25 protein-coding genes and 1 pseudogene are annotated in these 25,176 nt (G+C 36.8%); 15 read left to right on the top strand and 11 right to left on the bottom strand.

Going from position 1 to position 25,176, the window contains the following annotated elements; genetic code table 11:
• Positions 1-163 precede the first annotated feature (163 nt).
• Positions 164-478, top strand: a complete 315-nt coding sequence (locus ACIQZD_RS14280) for an MTH1187 family thiamine-binding protein (protein ID WP_053534483.1) — start codon at positions 164-166, stop codon at positions 476-478.
• Positions 479-823: 345 nt separating this feature from the next.
• On the opposite strand, the gene ACIQZD_RS14275 is transcribed toward ACIQZD_RS14280, so the two are convergent.
• The gene (locus ACIQZD_RS14275) at positions 824-1,276 is read right to left on the bottom strand and encodes a hypothetical protein (RefSeq protein WP_402903647.1); all 453 of its coding nucleotides are present in this window, start codon (positions 1,274-1,276) and stop codon (positions 824-826) included.
• A 251-nt stretch (positions 1,277-1,527) separates the two neighbouring features.
• On the opposite strand from ACIQZD_RS14275, the gene ACIQZD_RS14270 reads away from it, so the two are divergent.
• Entirely contained in the window at positions 1,528-1,686 is a 159-nt protein-coding gene (locus ACIQZD_RS14270; protein ID WP_402903644.1) for a hypothetical protein, read from the top strand.
• 622 nt (positions 1,687-2,308) lie between these two features.
• The gene (locus ACIQZD_RS14265) at positions 2,309-2,530 is read left to right on the top strand and encodes a hypothetical protein (protein WP_402903641.1); all 222 of its coding nucleotides are present in this window, start codon (positions 2,309-2,311) and stop codon (positions 2,528-2,530) included.
• 674 nt (positions 2,531-3,204) lie between these two features.
• Here the strand turns inward: ACIQZD_RS14265 and ACIQZD_RS14260 are convergent.
• Positions 3,205-3,756, bottom strand: coding sequence for a hypothetical protein (locus ACIQZD_RS14260; protein WP_402903638.1), 552 nt, complete (start codon positions 3,754-3,756; stop codon positions 3,205-3,207).
• Between the two features lie 247 nt (positions 3,757-4,003).
• Here ACIQZD_RS14260 and ACIQZD_RS14255 point away from each other — a divergent pair, with 247 nt between their 5' ends.
• Complete coding sequence (locus ACIQZD_RS14255) at positions 4,004-5,068, top strand: sulfite oxidase (protein WP_402903635.1); 1,065 nt, start codon at positions 4,004-4,006, stop codon at positions 5,066-5,068.
• Positions 5,069-5,726: 658 nt separating this feature from the next.
• Here the strand turns inward: ACIQZD_RS14255 and ACIQZD_RS14250 are convergent.
• Positions 5,727-6,398, bottom strand: coding sequence for a helix-turn-helix domain-containing protein (locus ACIQZD_RS14250; protein WP_402903632.1), 672 nt, complete (start codon positions 6,396-6,398; stop codon positions 5,727-5,729).
• A gap of 12 nt (positions 6,399-6,410) precedes the next feature.
• Between ACIQZD_RS14250 and ACIQZD_RS14245 the strand changes: the two are divergent.
• The 3 genes and pseudogenes from ACIQZD_RS14245 to ACIQZD_RS14235 all read left to right on the top strand — a co-directional run.
• Positions 6,411-6,665: pseudogene (locus ACIQZD_RS14245) on the top strand (YerC/YecD family TrpR-related protein); the annotation flags it as partial.
• 590 nt (positions 6,666-7,255) lie between these two features.
• A complete protein-coding gene (locus tag ACIQZD_RS14240) occupies positions 7,256-8,665 on the top strand; it encodes a processed acidic surface protein (RefSeq protein ID WP_402903629.1) in 1,410 nt (469 codons plus the stop codon).
• A gap of 1 nt (position 8,666) precedes the next feature.
• Positions 8,667-9,302, top strand: coding sequence for a class D sortase (locus tag ACIQZD_RS14235; RefSeq protein ID WP_402903627.1), 636 nt, complete (start codon positions 8,667-8,669; stop codon positions 9,300-9,302).
• Between the two features lie 150 nt (positions 9,303-9,452).
• Here the strand turns inward: ACIQZD_RS14235 and ACIQZD_RS14230 are convergent, their stop codons facing one another.
• The 5 genes from ACIQZD_RS14230 to ACIQZD_RS14210 all read right to left on the bottom strand — a co-directional run bounded on the left by ACIQZD_RS14230 (position 9,453) and on the right by ACIQZD_RS14210 (position 13,496).
• Positions 9,453-9,860, bottom strand: coding sequence for a DoxX family protein (locus ACIQZD_RS14230; RefSeq protein WP_402903624.1), 408 nt, complete (start codon positions 9,858-9,860; stop codon positions 9,453-9,455).
• A gap of 292 nt (positions 9,861-10,152) precedes the next feature.
• The gene (locus tag ACIQZD_RS14225; RefSeq protein ID WP_402903762.1) at positions 10,153-10,335 is read right to left on the bottom strand and encodes an HPr family phosphocarrier protein; all 183 of its coding nucleotides are present in this window, start codon (positions 10,333-10,335) and stop codon (positions 10,153-10,155) included.
• Between the two features lie 255 nt (positions 10,336-10,590).
• The gene (locus ACIQZD_RS14220) at positions 10,591-10,959 is read right to left on the bottom strand and encodes a hypothetical protein (protein ID WP_402903621.1); all 369 of its coding nucleotides are present in this window, start codon (positions 10,957-10,959) and stop codon (positions 10,591-10,593) included.
• Positions 10,960-11,254: 295 nt separating this feature from the next.
• Entirely contained in the window at positions 11,255-11,698 is a 444-nt protein-coding gene (locus tag ACIQZD_RS14215) for a YitT family protein (RefSeq protein WP_402903618.1), read from the bottom strand.
• 292 nt (positions 11,699-11,990) lie between these two features.
• Entirely contained in the window at positions 11,991-13,496 is a 1,506-nt protein-coding gene (locus tag ACIQZD_RS14210; RefSeq protein WP_402903615.1) for a DHA2 family efflux MFS transporter permease subunit, read from the bottom strand.
• Between the two features lie 526 nt (positions 13,497-14,022).
• On the opposite strand from ACIQZD_RS14210, the gene ACIQZD_RS14205 reads away from it, so the two are divergent.
• The 5 genes from ACIQZD_RS14205 to ACIQZD_RS14185 all read left to right on the top strand — a co-directional run bounded on the left by ACIQZD_RS14205 (position 14,023) and on the right by ACIQZD_RS14185 (position 18,993).
• Positions 14,023-14,841, top strand: a complete 819-nt coding sequence (locus tag ACIQZD_RS14205; RefSeq protein ID WP_402903613.1) for a TIM barrel protein — start codon at positions 14,023-14,025, stop codon at positions 14,839-14,841.
• 24 nt (positions 14,842-14,865) lie between these two features.
• Positions 14,866-16,209 carry an amino acid permease gene (locus ACIQZD_RS14200; RefSeq protein ID WP_402903610.1) on the top strand — a complete coding sequence of 448 codons (1,344 nt, stop codon included), beginning with the start codon at positions 14,866-14,868 and terminating at the stop codon, positions 16,207-16,209.
• 134 nt (positions 16,210-16,343) lie between these two features.
• Complete coding sequence (locus tag ACIQZD_RS14195) at positions 16,344-17,357, top strand: SIS domain-containing protein (protein WP_402903607.1); 1,014 nt, start codon at positions 16,344-16,346, stop codon at positions 17,355-17,357.
• A 57-nt stretch (positions 17,358-17,414) separates the two neighbouring features.
• Positions 17,415-18,197: a fructoselysine 6-kinase gene (gene frlD / locus ACIQZD_RS14190; protein ID WP_402903604.1), complete on the top strand. Its 783-nt coding sequence runs from the start codon at positions 17,415-17,417 to the stop codon at positions 18,195-18,197.
• 67 nt (positions 18,198-18,264) lie between these two features.
• A complete protein-coding gene (locus ACIQZD_RS14185) occupies positions 18,265-18,993 on the top strand; it encodes a GntR family transcriptional regulator (RefSeq protein WP_101221531.1) in 729 nt (242 codons plus the stop codon).
• 36 nt (positions 18,994-19,029) lie between these two features.
• On the opposite strand, the gene ACIQZD_RS14180 is transcribed toward ACIQZD_RS14185, so the two are convergent.
• Positions 19,030-19,200, bottom strand: coding sequence for a hypothetical protein (locus tag ACIQZD_RS14180; protein WP_402903601.1), 171 nt, complete (start codon positions 19,198-19,200; stop codon positions 19,030-19,032).
• A 42-nt stretch (positions 19,201-19,242) separates the two neighbouring features.
• Positions 19,243-19,722, bottom strand: a complete 480-nt coding sequence (locus ACIQZD_RS14175; protein WP_402903759.1) for a DinB family protein — start codon at positions 19,720-19,722, stop codon at positions 19,243-19,245.
• 275 nt (positions 19,723-19,997) lie between these two features.
• On the opposite strand from ACIQZD_RS14175, the gene ACIQZD_RS14170 reads away from it, so the two are divergent.
• The 3 genes from ACIQZD_RS14170 to ACIQZD_RS14160 all read left to right on the top strand — a co-directional run bounded on the left by ACIQZD_RS14170 (position 19,998) and on the right by ACIQZD_RS14160 (position 23,674).
• Positions 19,998-20,204: a hypothetical protein gene (locus ACIQZD_RS14170; protein ID WP_214745349.1), complete on the top strand. Its 207-nt coding sequence runs from the start codon at positions 19,998-20,000 to the stop codon at positions 20,202-20,204.
• A 1,023-nt stretch (positions 20,205-21,227) separates the two neighbouring features.
• Positions 21,228-22,601 (top strand): aspartate aminotransferase family protein, encoded by a 1,374-nt coding sequence (locus tag ACIQZD_RS14165; protein ID WP_402903597.1) that lies wholly within the window; start codon positions 21,228-21,230, stop codon positions 22,599-22,601.
• Between the two features lie 212 nt (positions 22,602-22,813).
• Positions 22,814-23,674: a MurR/RpiR family transcriptional regulator gene (locus ACIQZD_RS14160; protein ID WP_402903594.1), complete on the top strand. Its 861-nt coding sequence runs from the start codon at positions 22,814-22,816 to the stop codon at positions 23,672-23,674.
• A 71-nt stretch (positions 23,675-23,745) separates the two neighbouring features.
• On the opposite strand, the gene ACIQZD_RS14155 is transcribed toward ACIQZD_RS14160, so the two are convergent.
• Positions 23,746-25,152, bottom strand: a complete 1,407-nt coding sequence (locus tag ACIQZD_RS14155) for an amino acid permease (protein ID WP_402903591.1) — start codon at positions 25,150-25,152, stop codon at positions 23,746-23,748.
• Between the last annotated feature and the right edge of the window lie 24 nt (positions 25,153-25,176).

Raw genomic sequence — 25,176 nt, 5'->3', positions numbered from 1 at the left:
CCTTGCCAGTAGAAGTGCTTTGATTTTCGAATTCCACGCTCCAAAGCTATATCAAATTTCCCAGGTGCGAAGTTTGAGTTATAATAGTAAAAAACATCCGTCTATATAGGATGGATGTAAGTAAGCTTCTTGATTAATACATAAAAAGGATTGGTGAATAAAAATGGCAATTGTTGATGTAACAGTTATTCCTGTCGGTACACAAACTCCAAGTGTTAGCAGCTATGTGGCAGATATTCAAAGAGTATTAAAGCAATATGAAGATAAGGGAGAAATCCGTTTTCAACTGACACCCATGAATACAATCATTGAAGGCGACCTGCCTAAATTGTTTGAAGTGATCCAAGCGATGCACGAAGTACCTTTTGAAAAAGGTCTTGCTAGAGTCTGTACGAATATCCGAATCGATGACCGTCGTGATAAAGAACGCAGGATGGAAGACAAAGTAAAGCGAGTGAAGGGCATGCTTGAGGAATAACAGGTTTTGTAAGGAATAGGGACAGATATACCTCGATTTTCGTCTTTCGTCGATATATTGCTGTTTTCGGAGATATATCCCGATTTTCAATTAATGTCAATGTATTAATAGCTTTAAAGCCTTGGTATTACTGATTTCTCAGTTACCAAGGCTTTTTTTATTTATTATTTAATGAAAGGGAGCCAACTGGCTGATCCATTTCATAGATTTCCATATTCTATCTTGCATAATCCATGTATTTGAATAACCATTACACTTTTCTCTTGTAATTAGCATACTACTGTGTCCTCTTTACCGGCTTCCATCTGCAAAACTGCATGAGTTGAGGTAGTGAGTGTAGATAATTTATAAACGTTCGCCATAAAGTTCTTTTTCTTCAATTGGATGAAAAAGAGTGAATCCTTTTGAACAAAATACAAACCTTCTATCTATCTCGAATCCAGCCTTATTCAAAATTTCAATAGTTCCATGCGAACCAGTGCCAGCATACCCGCAACTACAACCTGATAGGTGTAGCTCATTTCCTTTTTTGTCTATAAGGATGAGATCGCTATCAAGCAAATTATTATCTTTATTAATTTCTTTAACAATTTTTGCAATTTTAAAACGATCAAAATGATCTTTAACTGCTTCGAATAACGCAATACTTTTATTGGTAACACCGCGGTTATCACCGTAATCTTTTATGACGAATACTTCCCCCTCATATGACTTCTTATATAGTTTGTATTTTTGGTAAGTGATGTCATTAATTTTACAAATAAGTGGACTATTACTATCCAGTTTTTGATTAAACATTGCACCCCTCCTAAATAGTTAGTTTATAAAGTTTATTAGGAGAAAAAGAGATTAGTACTAAGAAGCTGTTAATAGGCAAAATTTTTTCATTTCTGATTCTCTTTTAATTGATAATAGGGATGAATCGTGATATCAAATGGAGCTGTTAGGGGAAGTGGGAAAATTAAAAAAACACCTAAAGGGTGCTTTCAGGTTGACGGCAAAAGGAGGTTCGGAATGCTCCCACCCAGAACCAGGATTTTTAAGAAAAAATGATTATCATTCATGTTCTTATATTGGATTATACGAATGAAACCCTCACTAGATTGAAGAAATTTGCGACACTCCTGCCGAACAACTGGCTAGCCGATACCCCACAGACGCTTGGCAGACATTCGGCGGAAAGGGAGTGGATTTCCGAAATCAACTGAAACTTATTAAAAGAAAAAATTGAAAATAAACAGGTTCTCTCTATATCTTCAGTCTGAAAGCACCTAAAGTGTGCTTTTTAATAATAAGCCTTTATAAAATAATGGATAAGCATAATGTTCATGAAAATTTCGGCTATATCAGTAATACGGACATCGATAATTTTAGTTTCCTCGAATGATAAGGGGCAAAAATGACAATATAAATAGAACCAATGATAGTTAAAAGCATGGTCCATAAGCTGTTGCGTAAAAACAGTGAAATCATTAGGCGAAAAAAGGGCTAAATCTTTTCCACCCCTCTTCAAGCGTAGACCCCAACTGAAAGGGGGGAGATGAATGGCAGTTGGCATAAATAAAGTATTTTTTTACAATAGTAATATAACATCATTCCTAGAATATAACGTAACCGTCTATCCATGGGGCAGGCGTTTTTTTATGTTATTAGAAATATGCATTTAATAAGTGTGTGCCTAAAACCTTCTGGATGTTTTTATAAATCATCGAAAGGCACTCATTGTCTGGGTTCTTTAAAATGTGTAATTTAATTATTATGGGGACAAGCACAAGCGAAATTTAATAATTACCATAATATGAAGCACAGCATGATATGGAGGTGAATTACATGGGAAAAGAAAAAGAGGAAAAAAATAATAGTAAGAAAGATAAATATTATAGTAATAAAGATAAAAATAATAGTAAGAAAGACAATAAGTCTAAAGAAGAAAAATGCGGTTTTAAATTGGAATATAGTTTTAAACTAGAGAAATGCAGTAATAAAGAGGATAAAAAATGTTGTAAGAGTAAAGATAAAAATGGCAGCAAGAAAAAAGAGGATAAAAAATGATGTTTTGATTGCAGTAAAAACAGAAACAATTGCTAACACCATTAAGGGTTAGACCCCCTTTCCTTGGAGCATCCATTCATTGGGTGCTCTTTACTTTGGGAAATAATGTGACTTGAGGCTATCATACAAGGGTAGGAAGGTTCCTCATATGCATTCAGCTAAAAACATAATTTCGGAAAAATTTAAGTGATTCTATATGTTTTAGAAGAAGAGGGTTACCTCTTGAAACTCATTCAGTTCCAGTTGACGGAAAGCAGTTACATTAAATAGGAAAGGCATGATAACGAAGAATATGACAACCCCTCTTTGTCATACCCTTTATAAAAAGATAAGGGTGTGACAATGCTGATTAGGAAGAAAAACAACCAAATCGTTTTTTATATAATAAAAGGCTCAACAATTAAAAGGTTTCTAATCCTAGATCTAATTATTGGATCTGGAATTTTTTATGTAGTCAAATTCATTTCTTCCAGCATATTAATAGCGAGCGCGAGCAGTTTTGTAGGAACGGAAGGAATTAAAAAGGCTCCGAAAGTTCTAAAAAATGCAATTGGTTTAATATCCTAAAGGATTAAGCATTCCACGGAATGGGGCTTTGTTAACAAGAAGAGAATACATATTATAAACGTCCGATATGTATTCTCCTTTTTATAATGACACAACGTTGGCGTTCTCTACGTATTTTTCCATACAGTTGCATACTTCTTTTGATATTTTGCATCCTCTTCTTTTTCAACTAAATTCAGTGCGATTTGCTTTATTTCTTCATCTTTTATTTCATTAAACAAGTTCCTAAGTCCTTGAATAATATCAAAACGAATTAACGTGTAGTTTTTTTCATGAACGCAATTTAAATACCGATCAACAAGACTTCTTATTACCATTTCTTTTTGCTCAGTGCCAGCTAGACCTATTTTCCATATAGATTGTAGGCTATGTCTTGCGGTGACGAATTTTTTATCTTTTGTCACTTCCCAAACCAATGGGAAATCCTTTAGCATTCTTTTCTCAGGATCACTTTTCGCCAAACTGCTAAGAAATTGTGCCGCCCTTGATCTTCGGTGGTTATCAGAATGAGTCAAATCCTCCTTCAATTGGTCCCATACATCATAAGCCCAGTCCACCTCTTCTTTGGTAGAAGCAAGGATATGATTGTAGGCTTCGTATTGTAAGTCCTTATCTTGAGAATGTAAATTTTCAAAAGAAGTTTGTATAGTACTATCCATTAGAAACACTCCTTCTTAAAATATGATAGGCAGCCTCTCATCACTGTTGTTCTGTCCTGAATAGCCAGTTAGTCCAATTATAATTGTTTCAAATAAAAAATATACTTACAATAACTTTCTCGAGAAGCGGCTATTTTTAGCCGGCATAAAGCTCGCCAGTATTTGAAGTTAAAATTCAATAACCTAATTAATTAGGCTGTACCGAACGTATACATCTATAATGATTCATATTAATTAGGGGGGAATTATGACAAATCCACATAAAGTGAAACCCTATTTATTGACACGTAGTTTGCAGCCGGAAAATCAGGAGACACCGATTCATTTCATCAATAATGATAGCATGGAAAACCAATTATTTTATAGAAGGAACCACTTTTCTTATCCGACTCTTTCCTATTCGAACTATTGGCTCCCTATAAATGGGTTAGTATCCGCTCCTTTACTACTGTCCATGCAAGACATTCTTCAATACCCATCAAAAACAGTGGAAGTTGTCCTTGAATGCTCGGGAAACAAGCGTAATCTCTTCGAACCTAAAATATTTGGGGAACAATGGGGAAAGGGAGCTATTAGCCAAGGTAGGTGGAAAGGTGTACCATTACGGACATTACTTGAATTATCTGGAATAGGGGAAGGGGCAAAAGAAGTTGTCGTGGAGGGTTATGATTATGGAAATAGGACTGATCTAGATGAGGTTTACACCTACACCAGGAGTTTACCTATCGAGAAAGCATTGCATCCAGATACCATTATTGCATATGAATATAATAACCAGCCAATTCCTTTTAAACATGGTTATCCACTGAGGTTAATAGTTCCGCAGTGGTATGCAATGGCATCAGTTAAGTGGATAAAGCAGATAAGTGTTATTGATTCTACATTCAATGGGCCGTTTCAAACAATTGATTATGTGTATTATCCAAATCAAGACAATGATAAAGGTGCATTTCCAGTTACTACAATAAATATCAATTCGACTATCCAAAAACCGCTGGATATGGAAATTATAAATACTGGTAAGCATTTAATAAAAGGAATTGCATGGACAGGAAAAGGAGTAATTACAAAGATGGAAATTAGTCTTGATGGTGGCTATACATGGAGAAACGCCGATATATTACGTCGTCAGAATATTGGTTATGGATGGGTTAGTTGGTCATATGAATGGACTATATTAGAAAAAGGTGAGTATACGATTAAATCCAGAGCAACAGATTCATTTGGTCAAATTCAACCGAATTTTCCTTTTTGGAATAAAAAAGGTTATGGGTATAATGCCATTGATCAAATTAAAGTTAAGGTAGAATGACTATCCATTTATTTTTAGGGAAAGAAACGGGAGAATAAATTATTGAAGAAGAATATAAGTGATCCAATCGATTATTGGAAAAAAATCAGCCGTGATTATCTTTGTAAATCAATTTAGTTAATCGTTGAAAATTACCAGGAGCGTATGAAAAAGAGTCGCTCGCTTCCGTAACAAGAAACTCCTCATATAGCGTTAAGAAAATGAGAAAAATCGTTCCTGGATTTGGCCAAATAGCGGTTTTGTGTTACAGGGAAACAACCTTCCAAAAGAGTTTTGGAGGGCTATTTGCCATGACCAATTAAGTACTGTATAAGAGAAGTGTCAGCCTGTTTAGCTGGTTAGTTGAGAGGTGTGGTTCCATTTGGAGATTATTCCTGACTAACGGCAGGGTAGGTTCAAGAAGTGTAGTGGTGCAACGGACTGAGGCTAAAAGCAGTATAGAATTCTCTTGTCTCCAAATAGTAAAGTAAAGGAATTTAAATGTGAAAATGTATAGAAAATTTTAAATGGAGTTACCCCGATGAGGTTAACATGAAAACATGCAACACATAAAACTACCGATTACCATTTGAACAAAAAAAGGAGCATTCTGCTCCTAATCTAACTTAAAAGGTGAGATGTGAGAATTCCACACTTAGAAATTGAGTGCCCTGGGTTTTTAATCGGACAATTCCGTTTTAGTCTCCAATTCACCATTAACTCGATATATCTTTCTAGGTCTTCCTTTAGCTGTCGGTGCTTCTTCACCAATTATTTCGGCAATCTCTTGCTCGACTAAACCATTAAGTATTCGCCGTGCGTTCCGGGGTGTCATTTTTAACCATTCTGCAAGAATTGATGCTGTTATAGAGTGGTTCCCCGTTCTTTTTTGTACAGACAAAATCTTGTTAAGTGTTGTAATCGTGACGCCACACTGTTTAAGTTTTTCACTGATTTCCTTATTCTCCGTTCGATAGCCAAAAGAAATGCTTTCTTGTTCTTTAAGAGGACCTTCAATAATCCCTCTATCATCAACAAGGAATGCACAAAAAGAATCGTAATTTTGTGCATGATTCAAAGCAAGTCGTGCGTTTTCCTCTGCAGCCAATGCAGTTTCTCCATAGCCGATTCCAACGTTCGATGGTAATTCTGAAATTAGAGCTAATTTTTCCAAAAGATCTCCAATTTGTTGCCCGGTTTCTATGATGGAACCTCTCGTGGAGAAAACTACAAATGTTCCAACGCCAAGAGGTACAAAAGTGCCGAAAATAGATTCGGAAAAGTTTAATACAGCATCTTGTACTTTTAAGTTCAAGCGATGTAAATCGTAGGATATGGTGTGGTGATTCATGTTTGTATCCATGAAGAGTGTAGGGCTTTTTTTGATGATTTGTGCACAATGAATGAAATAAAAGCTTTTACCCAAAGACTAGAAGTTGCCAGAATGCTTCGGGATGGCTTTACATATGAAGGAATCGAGGCAGAAACTGGTGCCGCTTCAGCTACTATTTCAAGAGTTAATAAACTATTGAATTATGGGAGTAATGGTGGATATCAGATGTCGTTAGATCGCATGGATACTACTAAAAATTGTAAGAGTTTCGGCAGTTGGGTTTGACTTTTTGAGTCTAGGTTCATCTTTTATATATATAGAAGAAACGCGTCAATAAATAACTTTTCATTTTCTTTTAAACATACATCACTAGAGATTGTCATTTACAGTCTCTTTTTTTGTTTGAAAAAGTGTAAGGATACACTTACAGGAAATGGGGAGTTGCATCTTGTTGTAGAAGAGGGAGCATGAAGATGGATTATGTCTTTTTTCGCTATGTCTAAACGCATATTTATAGGATGTGAATTCCGATACTTTTAGACTGATTACTTTACTTGATATGGAAGAATTGATGGCTGAATAGATGGTTAGCCCGGCGGTCAATTTGTTATTAATTTTTCGCTTTAGTTAAATTTAGTAGGAATACAATATTAATAATTCTTTTATCTGGAGAAACAATGGGAGGGTTTGTTGTAATCGCTATATTAATAGGAAGAAATACGTCTTTATAAGAAATAAATGCTGCAAATCCTTGTTTGCAAAGTAAGTAAAATAGCAATTTTTCCTTATTGGAAAAAATAACTTCATTGTTAAATTATTGTTATTACCTTATAATTTTCTAGAAACATATGAAATGTTATGAATAGGAGAAAAGTATGAAAAAACTGTGGACGATTTTAGTTTCATTTACGTTGTTAATTAGCTTATTCCCGCAATTAGCATCGGCAGCACCAAGCAAAAATTTTGAGCAAGAACTTACAAAGTATTTAAAACAGGTAAGCCTTGTAAGGGGTTTTGAAGTGACGAAGGATGATATTGAAACATCTCTTTCTTTTTACGACGAAAGTATTAATAACTTTGAATCTATTGGTGATTTAAAAGAAGCCTTGGGCGAAGTCATTAAGGCAGATTTAAGTAATTTAGATACCATTTATGAAGATTATAATCTAACCAATGAGAGCCTAATTAATCTATTACACGAAAATGGCGAAGAACTAGACGATTATATCTTTATCTGGGACCTCGATGAAGCTGTTTATTTCTATACAGAAGAGGGCGATTTTGAACGCGATCCAAACTTTGACAAAGAATTCGTCAATTATTTAGCCAAAGTTAGCAAGGAAAGAGGCTTCGAAGTAACAAAAGAAGATATCGAAGCGTCATTGGAACTTTATGATTTTAGCACGGAAGAATTTGAATCTGTCGAAGAACTTAGCGAATTCTTGGGTGACGTCATAAAGGCAGATCTAAGCAACTTAGATTATTTTAATGAGAATTATGGATTGGATAAACAAGCCTTGCTTCAAATGTTGGAAGAAAATGGTGAAGATATTAACGATTATATATACATAGATAATCTTGAAGAAACTGTTTGGAACCTTACTGGTGGCGGGATGGATGGTGAGGTTGCCGATGATCTGCTTCCCATTTTCGAGGAAGAACTCGGTTTAACGGAAGAGGAACTACAGCGGCTTGAAGACCACTTAATGTCTTTGGAAGAGCATCTTTCCAATCCGGAAACAGTCAAGCAACTAGAAGAATTGGGCAACCGCATGATGGCTTTCGAGGAATTTGATGTAACAACAGAACTTACAGCTGAGCAGATAGCTGAAATGGCATCAATTTATGAAGAATTACTTTCCATCTTTAAGCTTAATGTATCCTATTCTCTTGTGAAAAGTGGCTCGGAATCACCTGTATCCCTTATGGATTTAATGAAATTGGAAGAATTGAAGGGTGCTAACCTGAAAATAGCGATATATAATACTGACGGGAAGTTCTTGGCTGATCTTTTAATAACAGGTGAAATGGTCGATTCTGACACTCTTACTAATGCAGGCGGGCAAATAAAGGAATCTGCAAAAGAGGTGCAAAAAACCATTGAAAAGGCACCAGTTGCTAAACCAGTAAAACAAAAGATCAGTACTCATACAAATTCAGAACATCAAACCGTAAAAGGGGCTAAACTGCCAAATACCGCTTCCGATTATGTGCCTAGCGCCCTTTTAGGACTATTTCTTGTCTTGTTCGGAAGCTTGATGTATCGAAAAATCAGGAAAGCTTAATATGAAACAATTAAAGAAAAAGCGGTTGCTGCTGCTTTCTTGTACAATTGCCATCATTTTATTTGGAATTTGGTTTTCCACATCCAATATGTATAAGTTTGCAAAAGGCTACTTTCTTTACAAGACTCATGCTCCAAGTAGCCAAGTAAATGAAACAGTACAGAAAACACCAAGTGATAAACCAGCAAGTAATAAAACAACAAAGAAAGAGCTATATCCCGTCCGCCCTGAAACGGGTGAAGAAATCGGGGAATTGTATATACCCAAACTAAAAACAAAACTCCCTATTTTCCATGGCACAAACGAGGATGAATTGGAAAAAGGAGTTGGTCACTTTGCAGGAAGTGTGCTACCTGGTGAAAATGACAATTCCGTACTTTCCGGTCATAGAGATACGGTATTCCGTAAACTCGGGCAAGTTGGAGAAGGAGATTTGTTGATAGTAAGAACTTCGGCAGGAGAGTTCACATACAAAGTCAACAAAGTTCGAATTGTGGATGAGGATGATCGAACCGTAATCGTACCAAAGCCACGGGCAACGCTAACCGTCAGTACCTGTTACCCCTTTGATTATATCGGGTCAGCACCTGAACGCTATATACTTGTCGCTTATTTGACTTCAAAAACAGTAAGTTAATCATCTAATGCTCAATTAAAAGAGTCCCAATAAGGAAACCCTATTGGGACTCTTTTAATTTTAATTCTATTTAGAAAGGAAAGCGAAGGTGAAAGTCACTTTAACCAAATGAAAAAACACCGATATCGGTGTTTTTTCATTGTAATTTATTTATATTGTTAAGCTATCCTTATTGCTCGAAGTGTTCGATGTAGCAGATTTTAGTATTTTATGATGATAAATATAAGAGCCGGCTATCAAAATATATCCGATAATGAAAAGCAGCCATCCACTGGCAGGGTCGCCCACTGATATGCTTGAATACATAGCACCCGTCAAATCAAATACAAAACCTGCATAAGCCCATTCCTTGATTCTCGGAAAGCCAGGAATAAGTATTGCCACGACACCTAATAATTTGGCAATTCCAATAAAGGGTAGGAGGTAGGTAGGATAACCTAAATGATTAAATAAAGCGACTGCATCGGGAACAGACATTATATCCGGAATAGAGCCCAAAACCATTAGTGCCACTAAAAGTCCTGTGAAAATCCAATATATAATTTTTGTTTTTTTCATCTATTCTCATTCCCTCCCTTAGATTGACATTCTAATCATATTCCACTTTCCTTTTATTAATGCATTCTATAAGAAATTATTGCATCTTGGGACCGACAAAGGTCTATTCTCAAACTTGGAAATCCGCTTTTTTTTCGCTAGGTCTGCCGCAATTTTTATTCCAAACCTGTTTTTGTATGAAATTGATTTCCTTGTTACTTTATCGCTTAACTCAAAAATATAGTTATTTGTCTGTGACATTTTTAACCCTCTATTCTTCAATATTTTTTAGGGATATTGCCAACAAAATGACTTAAAACCCACGTTTAAAAGGAAATTCTTTAATGATGGCAACCTGTTTATAAGCCCCGTTTACTAACAAGGTGATTTCATCTCCATTGTTCACATTTAAATCCATAACTTTCATAATTTCTTTCCCATTAGAAGATTTGCCCCTTTTAGTAAGAATTACATCACTACTAAAAGAATGCACCATTGCGGGAATTGTCACTGATGTTGGAGCTAAGGTTACAAAGTATAAAGTCGGGGACCGAGTAGGGAAAAGAACGGATGACATGGTACGCGCCGAAGAAATTGGTTGCCATTGTTTACAGCACCTATCGCAATATTGCTGCTTTAGTACAAATCAACGAATTTAATATATGAGTACATTTCGTCACAAATCGAATAGGTGCATTCGTAATAAAGGGTCAACCGGTAAAAATCCGCTCCCACGAGTAAACGTGCGAAATCATGGTTGCAGCACGAATTTACGAGTAAACATGCTGAATTCACGAGTAAAGAGTCCAAACTCACGAGTAAAACAGCAAAATTCACGAGTAAACGGCGCGAAATCACGAGTGCGGTACAAATTCACGAGTAAATAGCCAAAACTCACGAGTAAAACAGTAAAACTCACGAGTAAATGCACGAAATCATGGTTGCAGCACGAATTCACGAGTAAAAAGTCCAAACTCACGAGTAAAATAGCAAAATTCACGAGTAAACTTCGCGAAATCATGGGGTGCAACACGAATTCACGAGTAAATATGCTGAATATCACGAGTAAAGAGTCCAAACTCACGAGTAAAACAGCAAAATTCACGAGTAAACGTGCCACTGTCTGCCAAGCCGCATCAAGCAAGCGTCTTCGGGGACTCGGCTAACCAGTTTTTCGGCAGGAGTGTCGCAAATTTTCTTCAATCTAGTGTGGGATTTATCCATATGTAACATTGCGAACACTGTATTTGACCCTGTTACAGCACTTGTAAGTATGCCTTTATCTTGTAAAAAAGTTTATTGATTTAAAAGAATTGATTAATATGACGCATAACCCGACACAGGAAATCGTGATGAGGGAATACATTAACTTTAAGTCTTTCAATATAATAATTCCGGCAATTACTATGAGAGAATCAATGATAAAAATAATAATTCCAGTTAGTTGCTGTAGCTTTAGAGATTAATAGTGCTAGCAAATCCACTCCACCGGGGCTAATATGTTGTCTCAGCATAAAACCGACACCAATCCCAATCGTCATTCCGCCGATAATGGCACTTGTTATGATCTGTAGATGAACCAAACCGTTTAGTGGTGTTAGCCAATCAATAATGGTTGATGTAAAAGCTAACCCAAGGATGGCATTAAAGAAATAAGACTTATCGTATAGAAGAGATAGAAGGTATATGGGAATATTGATCATGATCATGGTATGCCCAACCTGGATTCCCCAAACATATTTGATTAACAAACTTATTCCAAATATCCCGCCATTTATTAGATGAATGGGAACGATAAACAGGTTAATCCCAATTCCAATGCAAAAACTTGAAAAAAGCAGGGTAACTAACTTTTTCATTACATTCCCCTTGTCCAAATCATTATCTTAAAATATATGAGAGGAATGTAAATATATAACAGCATATTGGAAGTACCAGTGCAATTTGTGAATTGTTGGCTTTTCTTTAAATGATGTTCTGAAATTTAGCCGTATGAGAGCGGCAGGATCAAAATACCTGGGGCCAGGAAGTAATTTGGGCAAAAAAAGAGACACTCATAAAAAGTGTCTCTTTTTTTGCATTTATATGTCTTCAAGGGGCAAGTCAGTTTAATAATATAAGAATTTTTTCACCTTGGAAAATAGGTTGAATTTAGCCTTGATTATTCAAGCTGCTTTTTTTTGATAGGCGATTTGTAATGGTATCTTCTTGTGGTGATGTTTGCCGTATATAAAAGGCCAGTATGAATGCAACTATGGTCAAACCTGTTGCGATCATGAATGCATCATCCACTCCCATTACGCTGCCTTGTTTAATGGCCATCGCCATTTGTGATGTATTATCTGGTGATATATTCCTTTGAGATAAGATTTCCTGTACATGTTTCGTTCCCTGGTTTGTCATGATGGACACAAAGAATGCCATGCCAACAGCACCTGCCACCATTCTCAATGTATTGACCATTGCTGTTCCATATTTATTTAGGCTAAGTGCCAATTCATTTAATCCAGCTGTGAAGATAGGCATCATCAGTATCGACATTCCGAACATTCTAATGGTATAGACCCACACCACATAAGAATAGGACGTATCTGTTTGAAGCCGCGTTAAAAGATAGGTTGTAATGATAGTGATGGCAAGTCCGCTCACCGCAAGCCATCTTGCACCAAATCGATCAAAAAGCTTTCCGGTGATAGGAGACATGATCCCCATTAAAATCCCGCCAGGCAATAGCATGAGACCGGATTCCATCGGAGTAAATCCACGGATATTCTGCATATAGATTGGCATGATGATCATTCCGGAGAACATACCCATAGTTGCGATGATGTTGATGATTGTCGTTAAAGTGAACATCCGATACCGAAAAATTCTAAATTCCAAAATAGGATGAGATACAGTGAATTGCCTCCAGACAAATAAAGCTAAACTGATTCCTCCAACAAGGAACATCGTCAGTACTTCGGGACTGCCCCAGCCCTTGGTACCGCCTGTGGCAAATCCATATAGAACTCCGCCGAATCCGATAGTGGATAGAATTACACCCAGTTTATCGAGTTTAGGCCGGCTGGTTTTCCCTACTTTTTTAATGATGAAAATGGCAAAGATGAAGTCAAGCAGGGCGAATGGGAAAATGATAAAAAACAGAACCCGCCATGAATAGTTTTGGATAATCCATCCTGATAATGTCGGTCCTACAGCTGGGGCAAAATTCATCGCGATACCAAATATGCCCATTGCGAAACCGCGTCTGTTAGGCGGAAATAAAGTGAAAATTACATTTGTAATCAATGGGAACAAAATCCCCGCACCTGCAGCTTGAACCACACGTCCGATCAATAAGACGGAGAAGCTGGGGGCAATTCCGCATAAAAAAGTTCCTAATGCAAAGAGTCCCATCGAAGCAAGATATAATTGTCTTGTATTGAATCGTTCCATTAAGAAAGCGGTAATCGGGATGACAATCCCATTGACCAATAGGAAGATTGTAGTAAGCCAATTAGCTGTTGCAGCTGATATGTCAAAATGAGTCATTAATTGAGGCAATGCGATATTGATTAAAGTCTGATTTAAGAAAGCGACTAGAGCACCAGCCAGCATCACCGCAAACATGGGGCCTGTACGAATTTTAGTGATGGCTGTTTTGTCGTGATTCATTATGGCACGTCCTTTCCGCTAGGATAGTACAAATTCTACTGCCTGCGATTTTTTTAAGTAATAGAAACTAATTCGTCTCACGAAGTATTAGTGTAAAATAACCTATATTTTCCAATAGTATACACCATTTAAGGAGATTCATCTCAATTTACGGCTTTTTTGAGGTGTTTATTCTTTATTAACCACTCACTTGACAATAATTCAGGATACATTCTCTTGGAAATCCCCCAGGTTAACATCCATTCTACAGGTATATCATATTTCAAACAATAATCACCAATATAATACTTACAATGTACCAGTGAAATTTTTGCACTAGGTTTAAATACTTTAACATTCTATCATTCGTAGTCACTAAAAAATAGTTAATTGATAAAAAGGTGTGATGAACAATAAAATCACGACATTTCCGTATTTTGCGAATTAATATTTTTTAAATATTCAAAATAATCATTGCAATCAATGTATTGTTTAATTATAATACAAAACATAACAAATAAAAAGTCGTTTTAAGGGGGTGAAAGAATTGAATATTGCAGGGATGAATATCACTTTTAGGCATTTCCCTTTTCATTATTTTTTGGATTGCATGGACAACCTTGAGATTAAAAGCATTGAATTATGGGGTGGGGAGCCGCATTTGTATGTTTATCGCAACATACTAGGAAATATAAGGAGTTTGAGAAGGGAAATTAAATCTAGAAATATGAAAATCATCTGCTATACTCCAGAACAATGTATTTATCCTTATAACATTGCATCCTCGGATGCTCATTGGCGAAAAAAAAGCATTGAATATTTTATGGAAAATCTTTACGCCGCGCTGGAGTTAGACACAAACATGATGCTTATCACTTCTGGAATAGGAGACTTTTCTGTTTCACAAGAGGAATCATGGAAGTATGCAAGTGACTCAATCTTTCAATTAACCAAAGTAGCTGAGAAGGAAGGTTTGATTCTTGCTTTAGAGCCATTGACAAAATATGAATCCAATCTGGTAATTGACTCTAAGGGGCTAAAGAAAATGGTAGAGGAAATCCAATCTCCTTCGCTAAAAGGAATGATAGATACAGTTTCCATGCAACTGGCAGGTGATACACCTGATGAGTACTTTTCCTTTCTTCCCGAATTAAGCCATTTTCACCTAATGGATGGAGATGGTCAATCAGATACCCATTTGGCACTAGATGATGGTGTTTTAAATTGGGGAGAATATTTAGCAAGCCTTAAAAGCCATCGTTACAAAGGAAGTTGTACTCTAGAGATTATGGGATCAAATTATTATCAAAATCCAAGTGATGCAATCATGAAATCTATTGAAAAAGTAAGGGAATTGGGAATTTAATCATCTAATTTGGAGGAACTCTTTATGAGTAATGGCACACTTACACGAAAACTGGGTTTTTGGTCTGCTCTAGCTATTGCTGTTGGAACTACTATAGGATCGGGTATTTTTGTCTCATCTGGTGATGTTGCAAGGGCTGCGGGTACTCCTTCCATTTCTATTCTAGCCTGGATAATAGGCGGGGTGATTGCCATACCGCAAGTAATGGTGCTGGCCGAGTTATCGACAGCATACCCCCAAAATGGAAGCGGTTACGTTTATTTAAATAAAGCTGGGTGGAGGCCTATGGCATTTTTATATGGATGGGCCACTTTCTGGGCGTTGGATCCTCCATCCATATCGATAATGGCTTTAGCGATTGTTTCTTATTTAGCAACCTTTTTCCCATTTTTCTCAGGAGTTGCCGGGAAATTATTGGGTATTGCGATCATCCTGCTCATCACATCGATTCATTATCGAAGTGTGAAAGAAGGAGGTCTTTTCCAAGTCATTATCACGGCTATCAAGATTATTCCTTTCCTGATCGTCATTGTGCTGGGAATAATGTATATGAACCCTGAAAACTTTGCTTATACTCCAGGACCTGGTGCCCAAAAGTCAAGTTTAATAGGCGGTGTATCTGCAACCACATGGGCATATACGGGAATGGCTGCGATTTGTTTCATGGCTGGGGAGTTCAAAAATCCAGGGAAAATACTTCCCCGAGCTCTTATTAGTTCGGTATTCATCGTGTTGGCTTTATATACGCTGCTAGCCATTTGTGTCATCGGATTGATGCCATTTGAAGAATTAATCAACTCCAATGCGGCTGTTTCCGAAGCTGTAAAATATATTCCGGGATTATCGGATATTGCATCATCATTTGTGGCCATTACGGCGATTATTGTTATCTTGGGTTCGCTGAGCTCTTGCATAATGTTTCAGCCCCGCCTTGAGTATGCAATGGCAAAGGACGGACTATTCTTTCAACGCTTTGCAAAGGTTCATCCTAAATATGAAACTCCAAGCTTCTCCATCATCGTTCAGGTTACGTATGCATGCATTCTTGTGTGTTTCAGTAATTTAACAGTGTTACTTGGCTATTTCACACTGATTCAATTGGTTATTAACATTATGGACTTTGCAGCTGTTTATAAATGTCGTAAAAGGGATGATTATAACCCAATCTATCGTATGCCAATGTGGAGATTAACGACGGTTTTAGCTATTCTTGGAGCATCATGGCTGGCTTGGGGAACATTTACTTGGGCGCCTATCCAAGGAGTGATTGCAGCATTGATCGTCATCGCAACAGGTCTGCCGGTTTACTATTATTGGGAAAAGAAATATGGATCCAAGAAAAATAACGACAGCGATATCGTGGCTTAGCAGAATGTTAAGGGAAGTTAGGCCTTCTTTTAACAAACACACTGAAATTTAAAATAAAGTAATTGTATAAAATATCATGTTTAGATATAATACAAGACATAACAAATAAACAGAGGTAAGGGAGGAAGCTGTTAATGCTAAAGTTTGATGAGGAGTTATTTCTAAATCTTGTTGAAAAAGAGGGCCTTGCTTTTAGAGGCCAGATTGAAGAAATCGTAGATGGAATCACAAAAAGGGGCTACAGCAATATTTTTCTGATCGGCGCTGGTGGCACCATAGCCATGATGTATCCATATGAATACATTTTAAAATCAAATTCTACCATCGATGTCCATGCAGAAATTGCTGCTGAGTTCATGGTGATGAATCATAAGCATTTCAGCAAAGATTCAGTCTGTATTTTTACATCTGTATCCGGGACTACTCAAGAAACTGTTGCGGCGGCTGAGTATTGTAAAGAAAAAGGGGCCACTACAATCGCTTTAGTTGCAGAGCCAAATACTCCGTTAACACAAATTGCGGATTACTGTATAACGACAGGTTCTGAAACGCACTCTTTTGATACTTTCTTTATGCTGTTGTACATGGTCGTCTTCCGTTTCATGCATAACAACAATGAATTCCCGCAATATGAACAATTCAAGAAGGAGGTTTCTCTACTTCCGCGTGCAATTCTAGATGCCGTTAAATCTTTTGACAAAAAAGCAGAGGAATTTGCCATTACACATAAAGACACGGATTACCACATGATGGTCGGTTCTGGTAACCTATGGGGAAACACTTACTCATATGCCATGTGCATTTTAGAGGAAATGCAGTGGATCCAGGCGAAATCCATCCACGCTGCAGAGTTTTTCCATGGTACGCTTGAACTTGTTGTTGAAGATACAAGTGTGATTTTACTAAAAGGAGAAGATGAAACTAGACCGCTGATGGACCGTGTAGAGAGATTTGTAGAAAATATCTCGAAAAATTTAACGGTTATTGATACCAAAAGCTTTGAAATGGAAGGTATCAGCGAGGAATTCAGAAAACACTTTTCTGTTAGTATTAACTGGTCAGTATTAAGTCGAATCAGCGTTTACCTTGAGCGTGAAAGAAATCATCCATTATCACTTAGAAGATACTATCGCCAAATGGAATATTAAGATATGTGGAGCACTACATAGTAGTGCTCTTAAGTTTAAAGAAAGCGGGGGAAAATGATGAGAACGGTTACAGTCGGAGATAACTGTATGGATGTCTATCAAAAGAGCGGGGAGGTCTATCCTGGCGGTAATCCTTTAAATGTGGCTGTCTATTTAAGAGGGTTAGGTGCTGAATCTGCTTATATTGGCTGGGTGGGATCCGATCAATACAGTGAAAAAATGGTTAAAGCGATTCAGGAAAAAGGTGTTGATATTTCTCATCTTTCGCGGAAAGAAGGAAAAACAGCTGTTACTTTTGTTGAAATGGTAGGAAATGACCGCAGGTTTGGAGAATACGACGAAGGTGTCATGGAACATTTCTGTTTAACGACGGAAGAACTCCATTACATTCAAACATATCAGCTTATACATTCAGGGATTTGGGGACATGCGGATAAGTACTATTCCTTTTTTAAAGAAAAAGGAATGCTCACGTCTTTTGATTTCTCTGATCAGCTAGATCATGATCTGGTGAAGACTTTACCTCAGTTTGTTGATTATCCTTTTTTCTCTTATACGAAGGATGATGCTTTTATCCGCAAATTTTTAAAGGATGTAAAAAGTCAAGGATCTAAAATTGCGGTCGCCACTTTAGGTGAAAATGGTTCACTTGCCTATGATGGCATTCAATATTATCAATGCGGTGTCGTTGAAGCGAATGTGGTCGATACGATGGGGGCGGGGGATTCGTTCATTTCCGGTTTTATTTATGGAATATTGAAAGGCCAATCCATCGGCAATTGTTTAGAATTGGGCACTGAGTCTGCTGCGAAAACAATTAGCTATTTCGGTGCGTGGTGACTGGGACTGGAAATAATGTATAATAGGTAGTAAATAATAAATTTAGACGGATAAGGATGAATCTAATATGAATTTAAATCCTTCAACCCCCCAGCCACTATATATGCAAATAAGGCAAATGTTGAAGAATGATATTCAGAACGGTAAATACAAACCAGATGAACAGATCCCAACCGAAGCAGAGCTGTGTGAAACTTATAACGTTAGCCGCATTACCATACGAAAAGCAATAGAGGAATTGGTGAAGGAAGGAACACTGACACGTATTCCGCGCAGGGGTACCTTTGTTGCATCTAATAAGTTTCATAATGAGTTGTTATCCATAAGTGGATTTTCGGAGTTTAGTCATCAGCTTGGGAAGATACCGAATTCCCGGATTTTAAGAAGTGAGGTCATAGCCGCACCAAAAGATGTTGCAGGTCATCTCCTCATTGAAGAAGGTAGCCCCGTTCTTGAACTTGAGCGACTCATGTATGTAGATGAGCGTCCGCTTTTCTACGATACCGCTCATTATTCGTTACTTCGTTTTCCGGATTTAGAAAAGAAGATTGCAAGGGATGAATCGACTTATAAAATCCTTTTGGAAGATTACCATACAGAAATAGTCAGTAACGATAAAATTATCGACGTGATTGGTGCTACAAAAATCTATGCTAAATATTTGGAATGCGATATTGGCGCAAATTTATTTAGGATAGTGAAGATTGCTTTCGATGCAAACGACCAACCTGTGCATCTCTCAACGTTCATGTGTGAAACCAACAAGGTCAATCTGACTGTTCATCGGGCAAAATAGGTCATGCCAATAATTTGGCATGACCTATTTAAATATCTAGTTTTGATTTTCCTCCCCCAATCTTTCTTCTTCGGTCATCGCATATAAAATATCCTTACAATTAAAACATAAGATTTTCTTGTTATCTAACAGAATGCCTTTCAGAAAACCAGCCGTACAATATACATCACGTGCACAGCGAACACAAGGGCCAACTAGTTCATCCATCTATTAATCTCCTTAATCAGGAATCGGGTATAGTTTGGTGTTCTATTTTGAATAAAGGTAAAGGCCAAAATCTTGCATAACGGAAGTGTGCCCCATTTGCCGCAGCATGGTTGCTATATTGCCACGGTGATATGATCCGTGAGTGACAACGTGTAATACCGATTCGGAAATGGAAGTTTCAAGCAACCCTGCATATGGGTTATCCACGACAATTACCTTTTCCATATCCTCTGTACTCAGAAGTTCTTTGTTTCTTTCGGATAGGTCTAAAAATATTTTTTTCATTTCCCCAATACTTTTCTTTTCCACCCCTTCTCTTAATTGATTAGAAGATGCCATTGCTTCATTCATACTTTTACCTGAGATAATGTCAAACCACGCATAATCTGTGAGATAAATGTGAGACAGCACTTTGGATACCGACGAAAAACCAGTCTGAATTTCCTTATGGTAAATGTGCTGTGGAAGTTCATTTAGCCGATCGATGATGACTCCATTTGCCCACGCGTGATAGTTATACATTTCTAATACTGGATTGGGATGATTCACTTAAAAAACCTCCATGTATACTAGTTTTTTCGTATTGAACAATTTATGCAGGAAGAACAAAAAAATTCAGGTGAATTCAATACAGTATAAGTATATTCATAAATATATTGTTCTCTAATATATATAATAATACGAACCACGAACATTCTGATTATAAAATGAATAGATAATGGAGCATCACATTTAGGCATTTTTTCTTGCAGGAAAATAGCTCCCTATATCGAACTGATAGTAAAGGAGATGGTAATATGAATCTGAGGATCAAATATAGGCTTTATATCCATGTAGACGGAAAACTTATTCCAGAACAGTATGACCGATACGAGATACTAAACGTCAGAGAAGGTATAGATCCAAATGATACTAAGGATTACCAAGAGCTTATTAAAAAATTGAGTAAGTCGATTAATCGGCCTGTAAATGAATTTGAAATAAAAAACTATGAAACAATGTAATTGCATCCTTTGAGAGATTAATCGAATGTTACGTATTCTAAAATTTTCTTCTTCAATAGAACGAAATTCATAAAGTTTAAAAGTGAAAATAAATAAAGAAAACCTAAAATGAGCCTCCTCCTTATATTAATAAATGTAAATGTAAGGAGAGAGGAAATTTAAGATCTTGCAGATATTCAGTAGGTGTGGTGATTGGAATAAAGAAAATGGGCATAATTAATCAAGCAATATCTTTGTCTTCAAAGAGCCTATTAAAGTTTGAAATATCGTTTTATTTAACCTTTCTAGTAGGTTTCTGCGCACGGTCGGAAGGATAAAATAAGGATTTTGAATATTTTGAAATAGACAACGATAGAATATATAATCAATACAACAACTCCAAATAGCTGCGGTGCTATAGGAATTTCAGCCCTTATCTTGGGTAGTTGCCAAGGAGATGCAATTATGATTGAAGTGCCTGGTAAATAAACGCGAATTAAGCGCTCAATTTTTGGGAGCGCTTAATTCGCGTTTATTCATTAAAGTCTTTATCTTGAACAATAATTTAGTCAAAATTATTGATTGATCTGGAATTTTTGGGTTTTTAAATAGTCGTTGAATCTACTTCACCTTTATGTATATAGCATCTTATATTTCTATGAAATTTTGCAATAAAAATGCCTTTATTATTCTTGACTTTGAAATATTTATTTCATATCATTGTATATAATGAAATAAATATTAAATCCATTCTTTGTATAATTTTTTAATTGGATTAAAAAACACTTATAAACGTGGGGTGATCATGGGTTTACTTTTTGAGGGGTTTGCTGCTAATGATCATATAAACATTGCGGTTCCAGATGAATTAGCGAAAAGCAGGAGTTGTGGTTTTTTTATTTAGAATGAATGAAATGGAATCAAAGTTACTGGAAAGTATGTTGTTGGCGGGCATTTTCATTTGTGTACCTTATTTGTCCTTCATCTTCTTAAAGTATGGTTGTTTAAAATGAAAATAATAATTTATTAAAGGGGAAATTAATTATGATCCTGCAAAACAACACTTTACTATCAGAAAACACAAAAAAATCAGCTGAATTATTTGAAAAAGCCTGTGAAGTGATTCCAGGCGGTGTTACAGCACATATTAAATACTTTCCGCCACATCCACTAATGATGGAAAAAGGAAAAGGCAGTAAGTTATATGATGTAGATGGTAATGAATATATCGATTATTTATTATGTTATGGAGCTCTTATTTTAGGTCATGGTCATCAACAGGTATTTGATGCTGTGACAAAACAAATGATAGAGTCTGGAACTACCATATTCGGTACGCCTCACAAGATGGAAACAACAATGGCGGAAAAATTGGTAGAGTTATATCCTGGTATTGAAATGGTTCGTTATACGAATTCGGGCTTAGAAGCTACACTTCTTGCGATTCGTACCGCAGTGGCTTATACCGGAAAACCGAAATTGGCGAAGTTTGAAGGACATTATCATGGAGGATATGATCAAGTATTGGTGAGTGTTAACCCTGATATGGATCAAGCAGGAAACGCAACAGCTCCAAAAGCGGTAGGAGAATCAAGAGGTATACCAGATTACTATATTGAAAATACCATCATTCTTCCATTCAATGATTTAGAATCCACCGAAAAGATTTTACGTGCCTATGCTCATGAATTAGCAGGTGTTATTTTAGAGCCAATTCAAGGAGGGTTCATTCCTGCTGAACAAGAATTTATGGTAGGACTTCGTAGAATAACAGAAGAACTTAATATAGTGCTTATTTTCGATGAAGTAAAAACAGGATTCAGGATATCAATTGGGGGAGCTCAAAAAGTATATGGCATTAAACCGGATATTACTGCCTTAGGTAAAGTACTGGGCGGCGGATTCCCAGTAGGGGCCATCGGCGGTAAAAAAGAAATAATGATGATTACCTCAGCTAGAGGTGGACGGGATATTTTAACAGCTGGAGCAGATAATGCAAATAAACAAAATCCTTTATATCACAGTGGAACATACAATGGTCATCCAACCATATTGGCTGCCGGTTTAGCAACTATTGACTTATTAGAACAAGAAGGAACAATGGAAGAATTGTTTGCTAAGACGCACTCTTTACGTAAGGAACTTGAGAATGTTTATAAAAAACATGGCTTAAACATGCAAACAGTCGGTATGGGCAGTATCTTTAACATTATCTTAGCCGAAGGTCCGATTAAAAATTATCGTGATATGAGCAGGGCAAATACGAAATTAAGAAAAGAAATTGACTATGAGTTATTAAAATTAGGTATTTATACAAAGCCGCTTAATCGTTATTCGATGTCTGTTGTACACACGGATGAAGATATACGTCGAACTGTGGAAGCACATGACGAAGCTATTGGGCGGATCCTCAAATAATTCAGCTCAACTAAGTCCTAGATGAAAAGTGAATTACAAGGCCTGATCAAAGCGATTTTAATTGATCTGGTCTTTTTTATCCCACGATAATACTTGCAATTAACTTGACAACAAAGGATGAAAAAACCTATTGTTAAAATATAAAACATACAGAAAAGGGATACACGATACTCCTGCAATACATAAATATAAATAAAGGGGCGCTCTTTTTAATGTCAAACGTCTATCAAAACATCGCTGGACAAATAGGGGAAATGAGCAAGTCCCACGTGAAAATAGCTACATATATATTAGAGAATCAAACGACCGTTCCTTTTTTAACAGTTGGAAAATTAGCAAAAATGGCTGGGGTCAGTGATGCCACTGTTGTGCGGTTTGCAACCTCGCTTGGCTATTCAGGCTATCCAGAGATGCAGCAGTATATGCAGAATTCTGTTAAGCAGCAGCTAACAACGACAGAGCGATTAAAGATGTCCCAAAAAGTATACAATAAAGAGTCTTCAGGGGTATACGAAGTTTTCCAAGATGATATCGCAAACATAAAATCCACTATGGAGAAATTGGATGAAGATGCATTCCATGAAGCGGTGAAATGCTTATTACAGGCGAGAAGAGTATATGTAATCGCAAACCGTAGTGCCACTTCACTGGGTGTGTTTTTGGAGTATTATCTTCAAATAGTTCTCAATAATGTGGAACTCCTGCAGTCATTAGAGAATTCATCGGAAAAGTTATATAATTTAAGTGAAAAAGATGTAGTGATTGGTGTCAGTTTTGATCGATATACGAAAAGTACCATTCAAATGTTTTCATTTGCAAAGGAAAAAAATGCGACAACAATTGCCATTACTGATAATTTACTCTCACCGCTTATTCCTCATGCGGACATTCCGTTGACAGCATCCAGTCAAATGCCCAGCTTTATTGACTCTTTTGTTGCACCATTAAGCTTGATCAATGCTTTAATAATGTTTGTCGGAAAAGAGAAGCAGGATGATATCCACGATCGATTGGAAGTCTTAGAAGACATCTGGAGTCATTTTGATGTTTTTCAAAGAAAGAAAATGCAATAGAAAGAAGCCTTACTTTTCCAATGTGGAAGAGTAAGGCTTCTTATTGATCCCCAATAATACTCTGCCTTAGCTTATTTCAATGGAGGCAAATTACTGGATAATTTACTTTTCTCCTCTGCGCTGCTGATTTTCTTTTTTCCAAAAAAATGAGTCAACACAATGATTACCCCAGTTAGTAATAGTGTTGAATAAAGCTGGCTTCTTGTAGAATCGATAAATGCCATGGAAATTAATATGATGGAAATCCCCAGGATTGTAGCATATGTCAAATATGGGAACAACCACATCTTCACTTTTAGAGCATCAGGATTTTCTCTTTCTAATTTTTTTCTCATCCTTAACTGAGAAATGGATATAACCAAATAAACTAGTAAAATAATCGCTCCTGATGAATTAACTAGAAACAGAAAAACTAATTCAGGGGAAACATAACTCATCACTACAGCAATATAAGAAAATATGGTAGCTGCAAAAACGGCTCTGGCAGGAACGCCTTTATTATTCAACTTGCTAAAATATTTAGGGGCATCCCCTTTTTTTGCTAAAGAAAAGAGCATTCGGGATGTAGTATATAATCCAGCGTTTAGACATGATAAAACAGCTGTTAATACGATGAAATTCATGAGGTGTGCTGCAAAAGGGATACCTAGGTTATCTAAAACCGCAACAAATGGACTCTGTAATACATTAGCAGAATTCCAAGGAAGCAATATCACGACTATGGCTATTGAGCCTACATAAAATATCAGGACACGCCATATTGTACTATTGATAGCTTTAGAGACGGACTTAACAGGATCCTTTGATTCTGCTGCTGCAATAGTGGCTACTTCTGTACCGGCAAAAGAGAAAAATACAGTGATGACTCCCACAAAAACGGAACTTATTCCATTAGGGAAAAATCCCCCGTTTTGCACAAGGTTTGATACTCCAACCGCCGATGTTCCCCCTGAAAATCCAAATATATAAGATACCCCCAAAATTAAAAAGGCGATAATGCTCGCTACTTTAATCATGGCAAACCAATATTCGAATTCTCCAAAGGACTTCACTGAATAGATATTTGTCAAAGTCAGTGCGATTGTCAAGGCCAAAGCAAGAATCCATAAAGGAATGCCTGGATACCACATATTGATGATAGCTGCTCCTGCAATGGCTTCAATGGCAATGACGACAACCCATTGAAACCAATAAAGCCATCCAACTGTTGTTCCAGCCCAAGGGCCAATTGCGTCTCGGGCATATTCTGAAAATGAACCGCTTGAAGGATTGGAAGTGGCCATTTCACCAAGGCTCTTCATGATCAAGAAAACTAAAACACCGGCAACTACATAAGAAACCAGGATGCCAGGCCCCACCTTATGTATAGCAGCACCACTACCTACAAAAAGACCTGCACCAATGACACCTCCGATAGCTATCATTGACATGTGACGAGAACTGAGTGATTGTTCTAATTCATTCTGTTGTTTTTTCATGTAAGACCTCCCTGAAAAATTTTG

The organism is Peribacillus sp. NPDC096447 (assembly GCF_044762725.1).
In the GTDB taxonomy this organism is placed as follows: Bacteria; Bacillota; Bacilli; order Bacillales; family DSM-1321; genus Peribacillus.
Note: the sequence above shows the minus strand (reverse complement) of the source record. Positions and strands in the feature narration are given on the sequence as shown.

What these genes read in the sequence shown, in the direction of transcription:
- ACIQZD_RS14280 (WP_053534483.1), top strand. Translation starts at nt 164, where the DNA reads ATGGCAATTGTTGATGTAACAGTTATTCCTGTCGGTACACAAACTCCA.
- ACIQZD_RS14260 (WP_402903638.1), bottom strand. Translation starts at nt 3,756, where the DNA reads ATGGATAGTACTATACAAACTTCTTTTGAAAATTTACATTCTCAAGAT.
- ACIQZD_RS14265 (WP_402903641.1), top strand. Translation starts at nt 2,309, where the DNA reads ATGGGAAAAGAAAAAGAGGAAAAAAATAATAGTAAGAAAGATAAATAT.
- ACIQZD_RS14210 (WP_402903615.1), bottom strand. Translation starts at nt 13,496, where the DNA reads ATGAATCACGACAAAACAGCCATCACTAAAATTCGTACAGGCCCCATG.
- ACIQZD_RS14180 (WP_402903601.1), bottom strand. Translation starts at nt 19,200, where the DNA reads ATGGATGAACTAGTTGGCCCTTGTGTTCGCTGTGCACGTGATGTATAT.
- ACIQZD_RS14275 (WP_402903647.1), bottom strand. Translation starts at nt 1,276, where the DNA reads ATGTTTAATCAAAAACTGGATAGTAATAGTCCACTTATTTGTAAAATT.
- ACIQZD_RS14240 (WP_402903629.1), top strand. Translation starts at nt 7,256, where the DNA reads ATGAAAAAACTGTGGACGATTTTAGTTTCATTTACGTTGTTAATTAGC.
- ACIQZD_RS14255 (WP_402903635.1), top strand. Translation starts at nt 4,004, where the DNA reads ATGACAAATCCACATAAAGTGAAACCCTATTTATTGACACGTAGTTTG.
- frlD (WP_402903604.1), top strand. Translation starts at nt 17,415, where the DNA reads ATGAGAACGGTTACAGTCGGAGATAACTGTATGGATGTCTATCAAAAG.
- ACIQZD_RS14215 (WP_402903618.1), bottom strand. Translation starts at nt 11,698, where the DNA reads ATGAAAAAGTTAGTTACCCTGCTTTTTTCAAGTTTTTGCATTGGAATT.
- ACIQZD_RS14160 (WP_402903594.1), top strand. Translation starts at nt 22,814, where the DNA reads ATGTCAAACGTCTATCAAAACATCGCTGGACAAATAGGGGAAATGAGC.
- ACIQZD_RS14230 (WP_402903624.1), bottom strand. Translation starts at nt 9,860, where the DNA reads ATGAAAAAAACAAAAATTATATATTGGATTTTCACAGGACTTTTAGTG.
- ACIQZD_RS14225 (WP_402903762.1), bottom strand. Translation starts at nt 10,335, where the DNA reads ATGGTGCATTCTTTTAGTAGTGATGTAATTCTTACTAAAAGGGGCAAA.
- ACIQZD_RS14155 (WP_402903591.1), bottom strand. Translation starts at nt 25,152, where the DNA reads ATGAAAAAACAACAGAATGAATTAGAACAATCACTCAGTTCTCGTCAC.
- ACIQZD_RS14270 (WP_402903644.1), top strand. Translation starts at nt 1,528, where the DNA reads ATGATTATCATTCATGTTCTTATATTGGATTATACGAATGAAACCCTC.
- ACIQZD_RS14250 (WP_402903632.1), bottom strand. Translation starts at nt 6,398, where the DNA reads ATGAATCACCACACCATATCCTACGATTTACATCGCTTGAACTTAAAA.
- ACIQZD_RS14170 (WP_214745349.1), top strand. Translation starts at nt 19,998, where the DNA reads ATGAATCTGAGGATCAAATATAGGCTTTATATCCATGTAGACGGAAAA.
- ACIQZD_RS14165 (WP_402903597.1), top strand. Translation starts at nt 21,228, where the DNA reads ATGATCCTGCAAAACAACACTTTACTATCAGAAAACACAAAAAAATCA.
- ACIQZD_RS14185 (WP_101221531.1), top strand. Translation starts at nt 18,265, where the DNA reads ATGAATTTAAATCCTTCAACCCCCCAGCCACTATATATGCAAATAAGG.
- ACIQZD_RS14200 (WP_402903610.1), top strand. Translation starts at nt 14,866, where the DNA reads ATGAGTAATGGCACACTTACACGAAAACTGGGTTTTTGGTCTGCTCTA.
- ACIQZD_RS14195 (WP_402903607.1), top strand. Translation starts at nt 16,344, where the DNA reads ATGCTAAAGTTTGATGAGGAGTTATTTCTAAATCTTGTTGAAAAAGAG.
- ACIQZD_RS14175 (WP_402903759.1), bottom strand. Translation starts at nt 19,722, where the DNA reads ATGTATAACTATCACGCGTGGGCAAATGGAGTCATCATCGATCGGCTA.
- ACIQZD_RS14235 (WP_402903627.1), top strand. Translation starts at nt 8,667, where the DNA reads ATGAAACAATTAAAGAAAAAGCGGTTGCTGCTGCTTTCTTGTACAATT.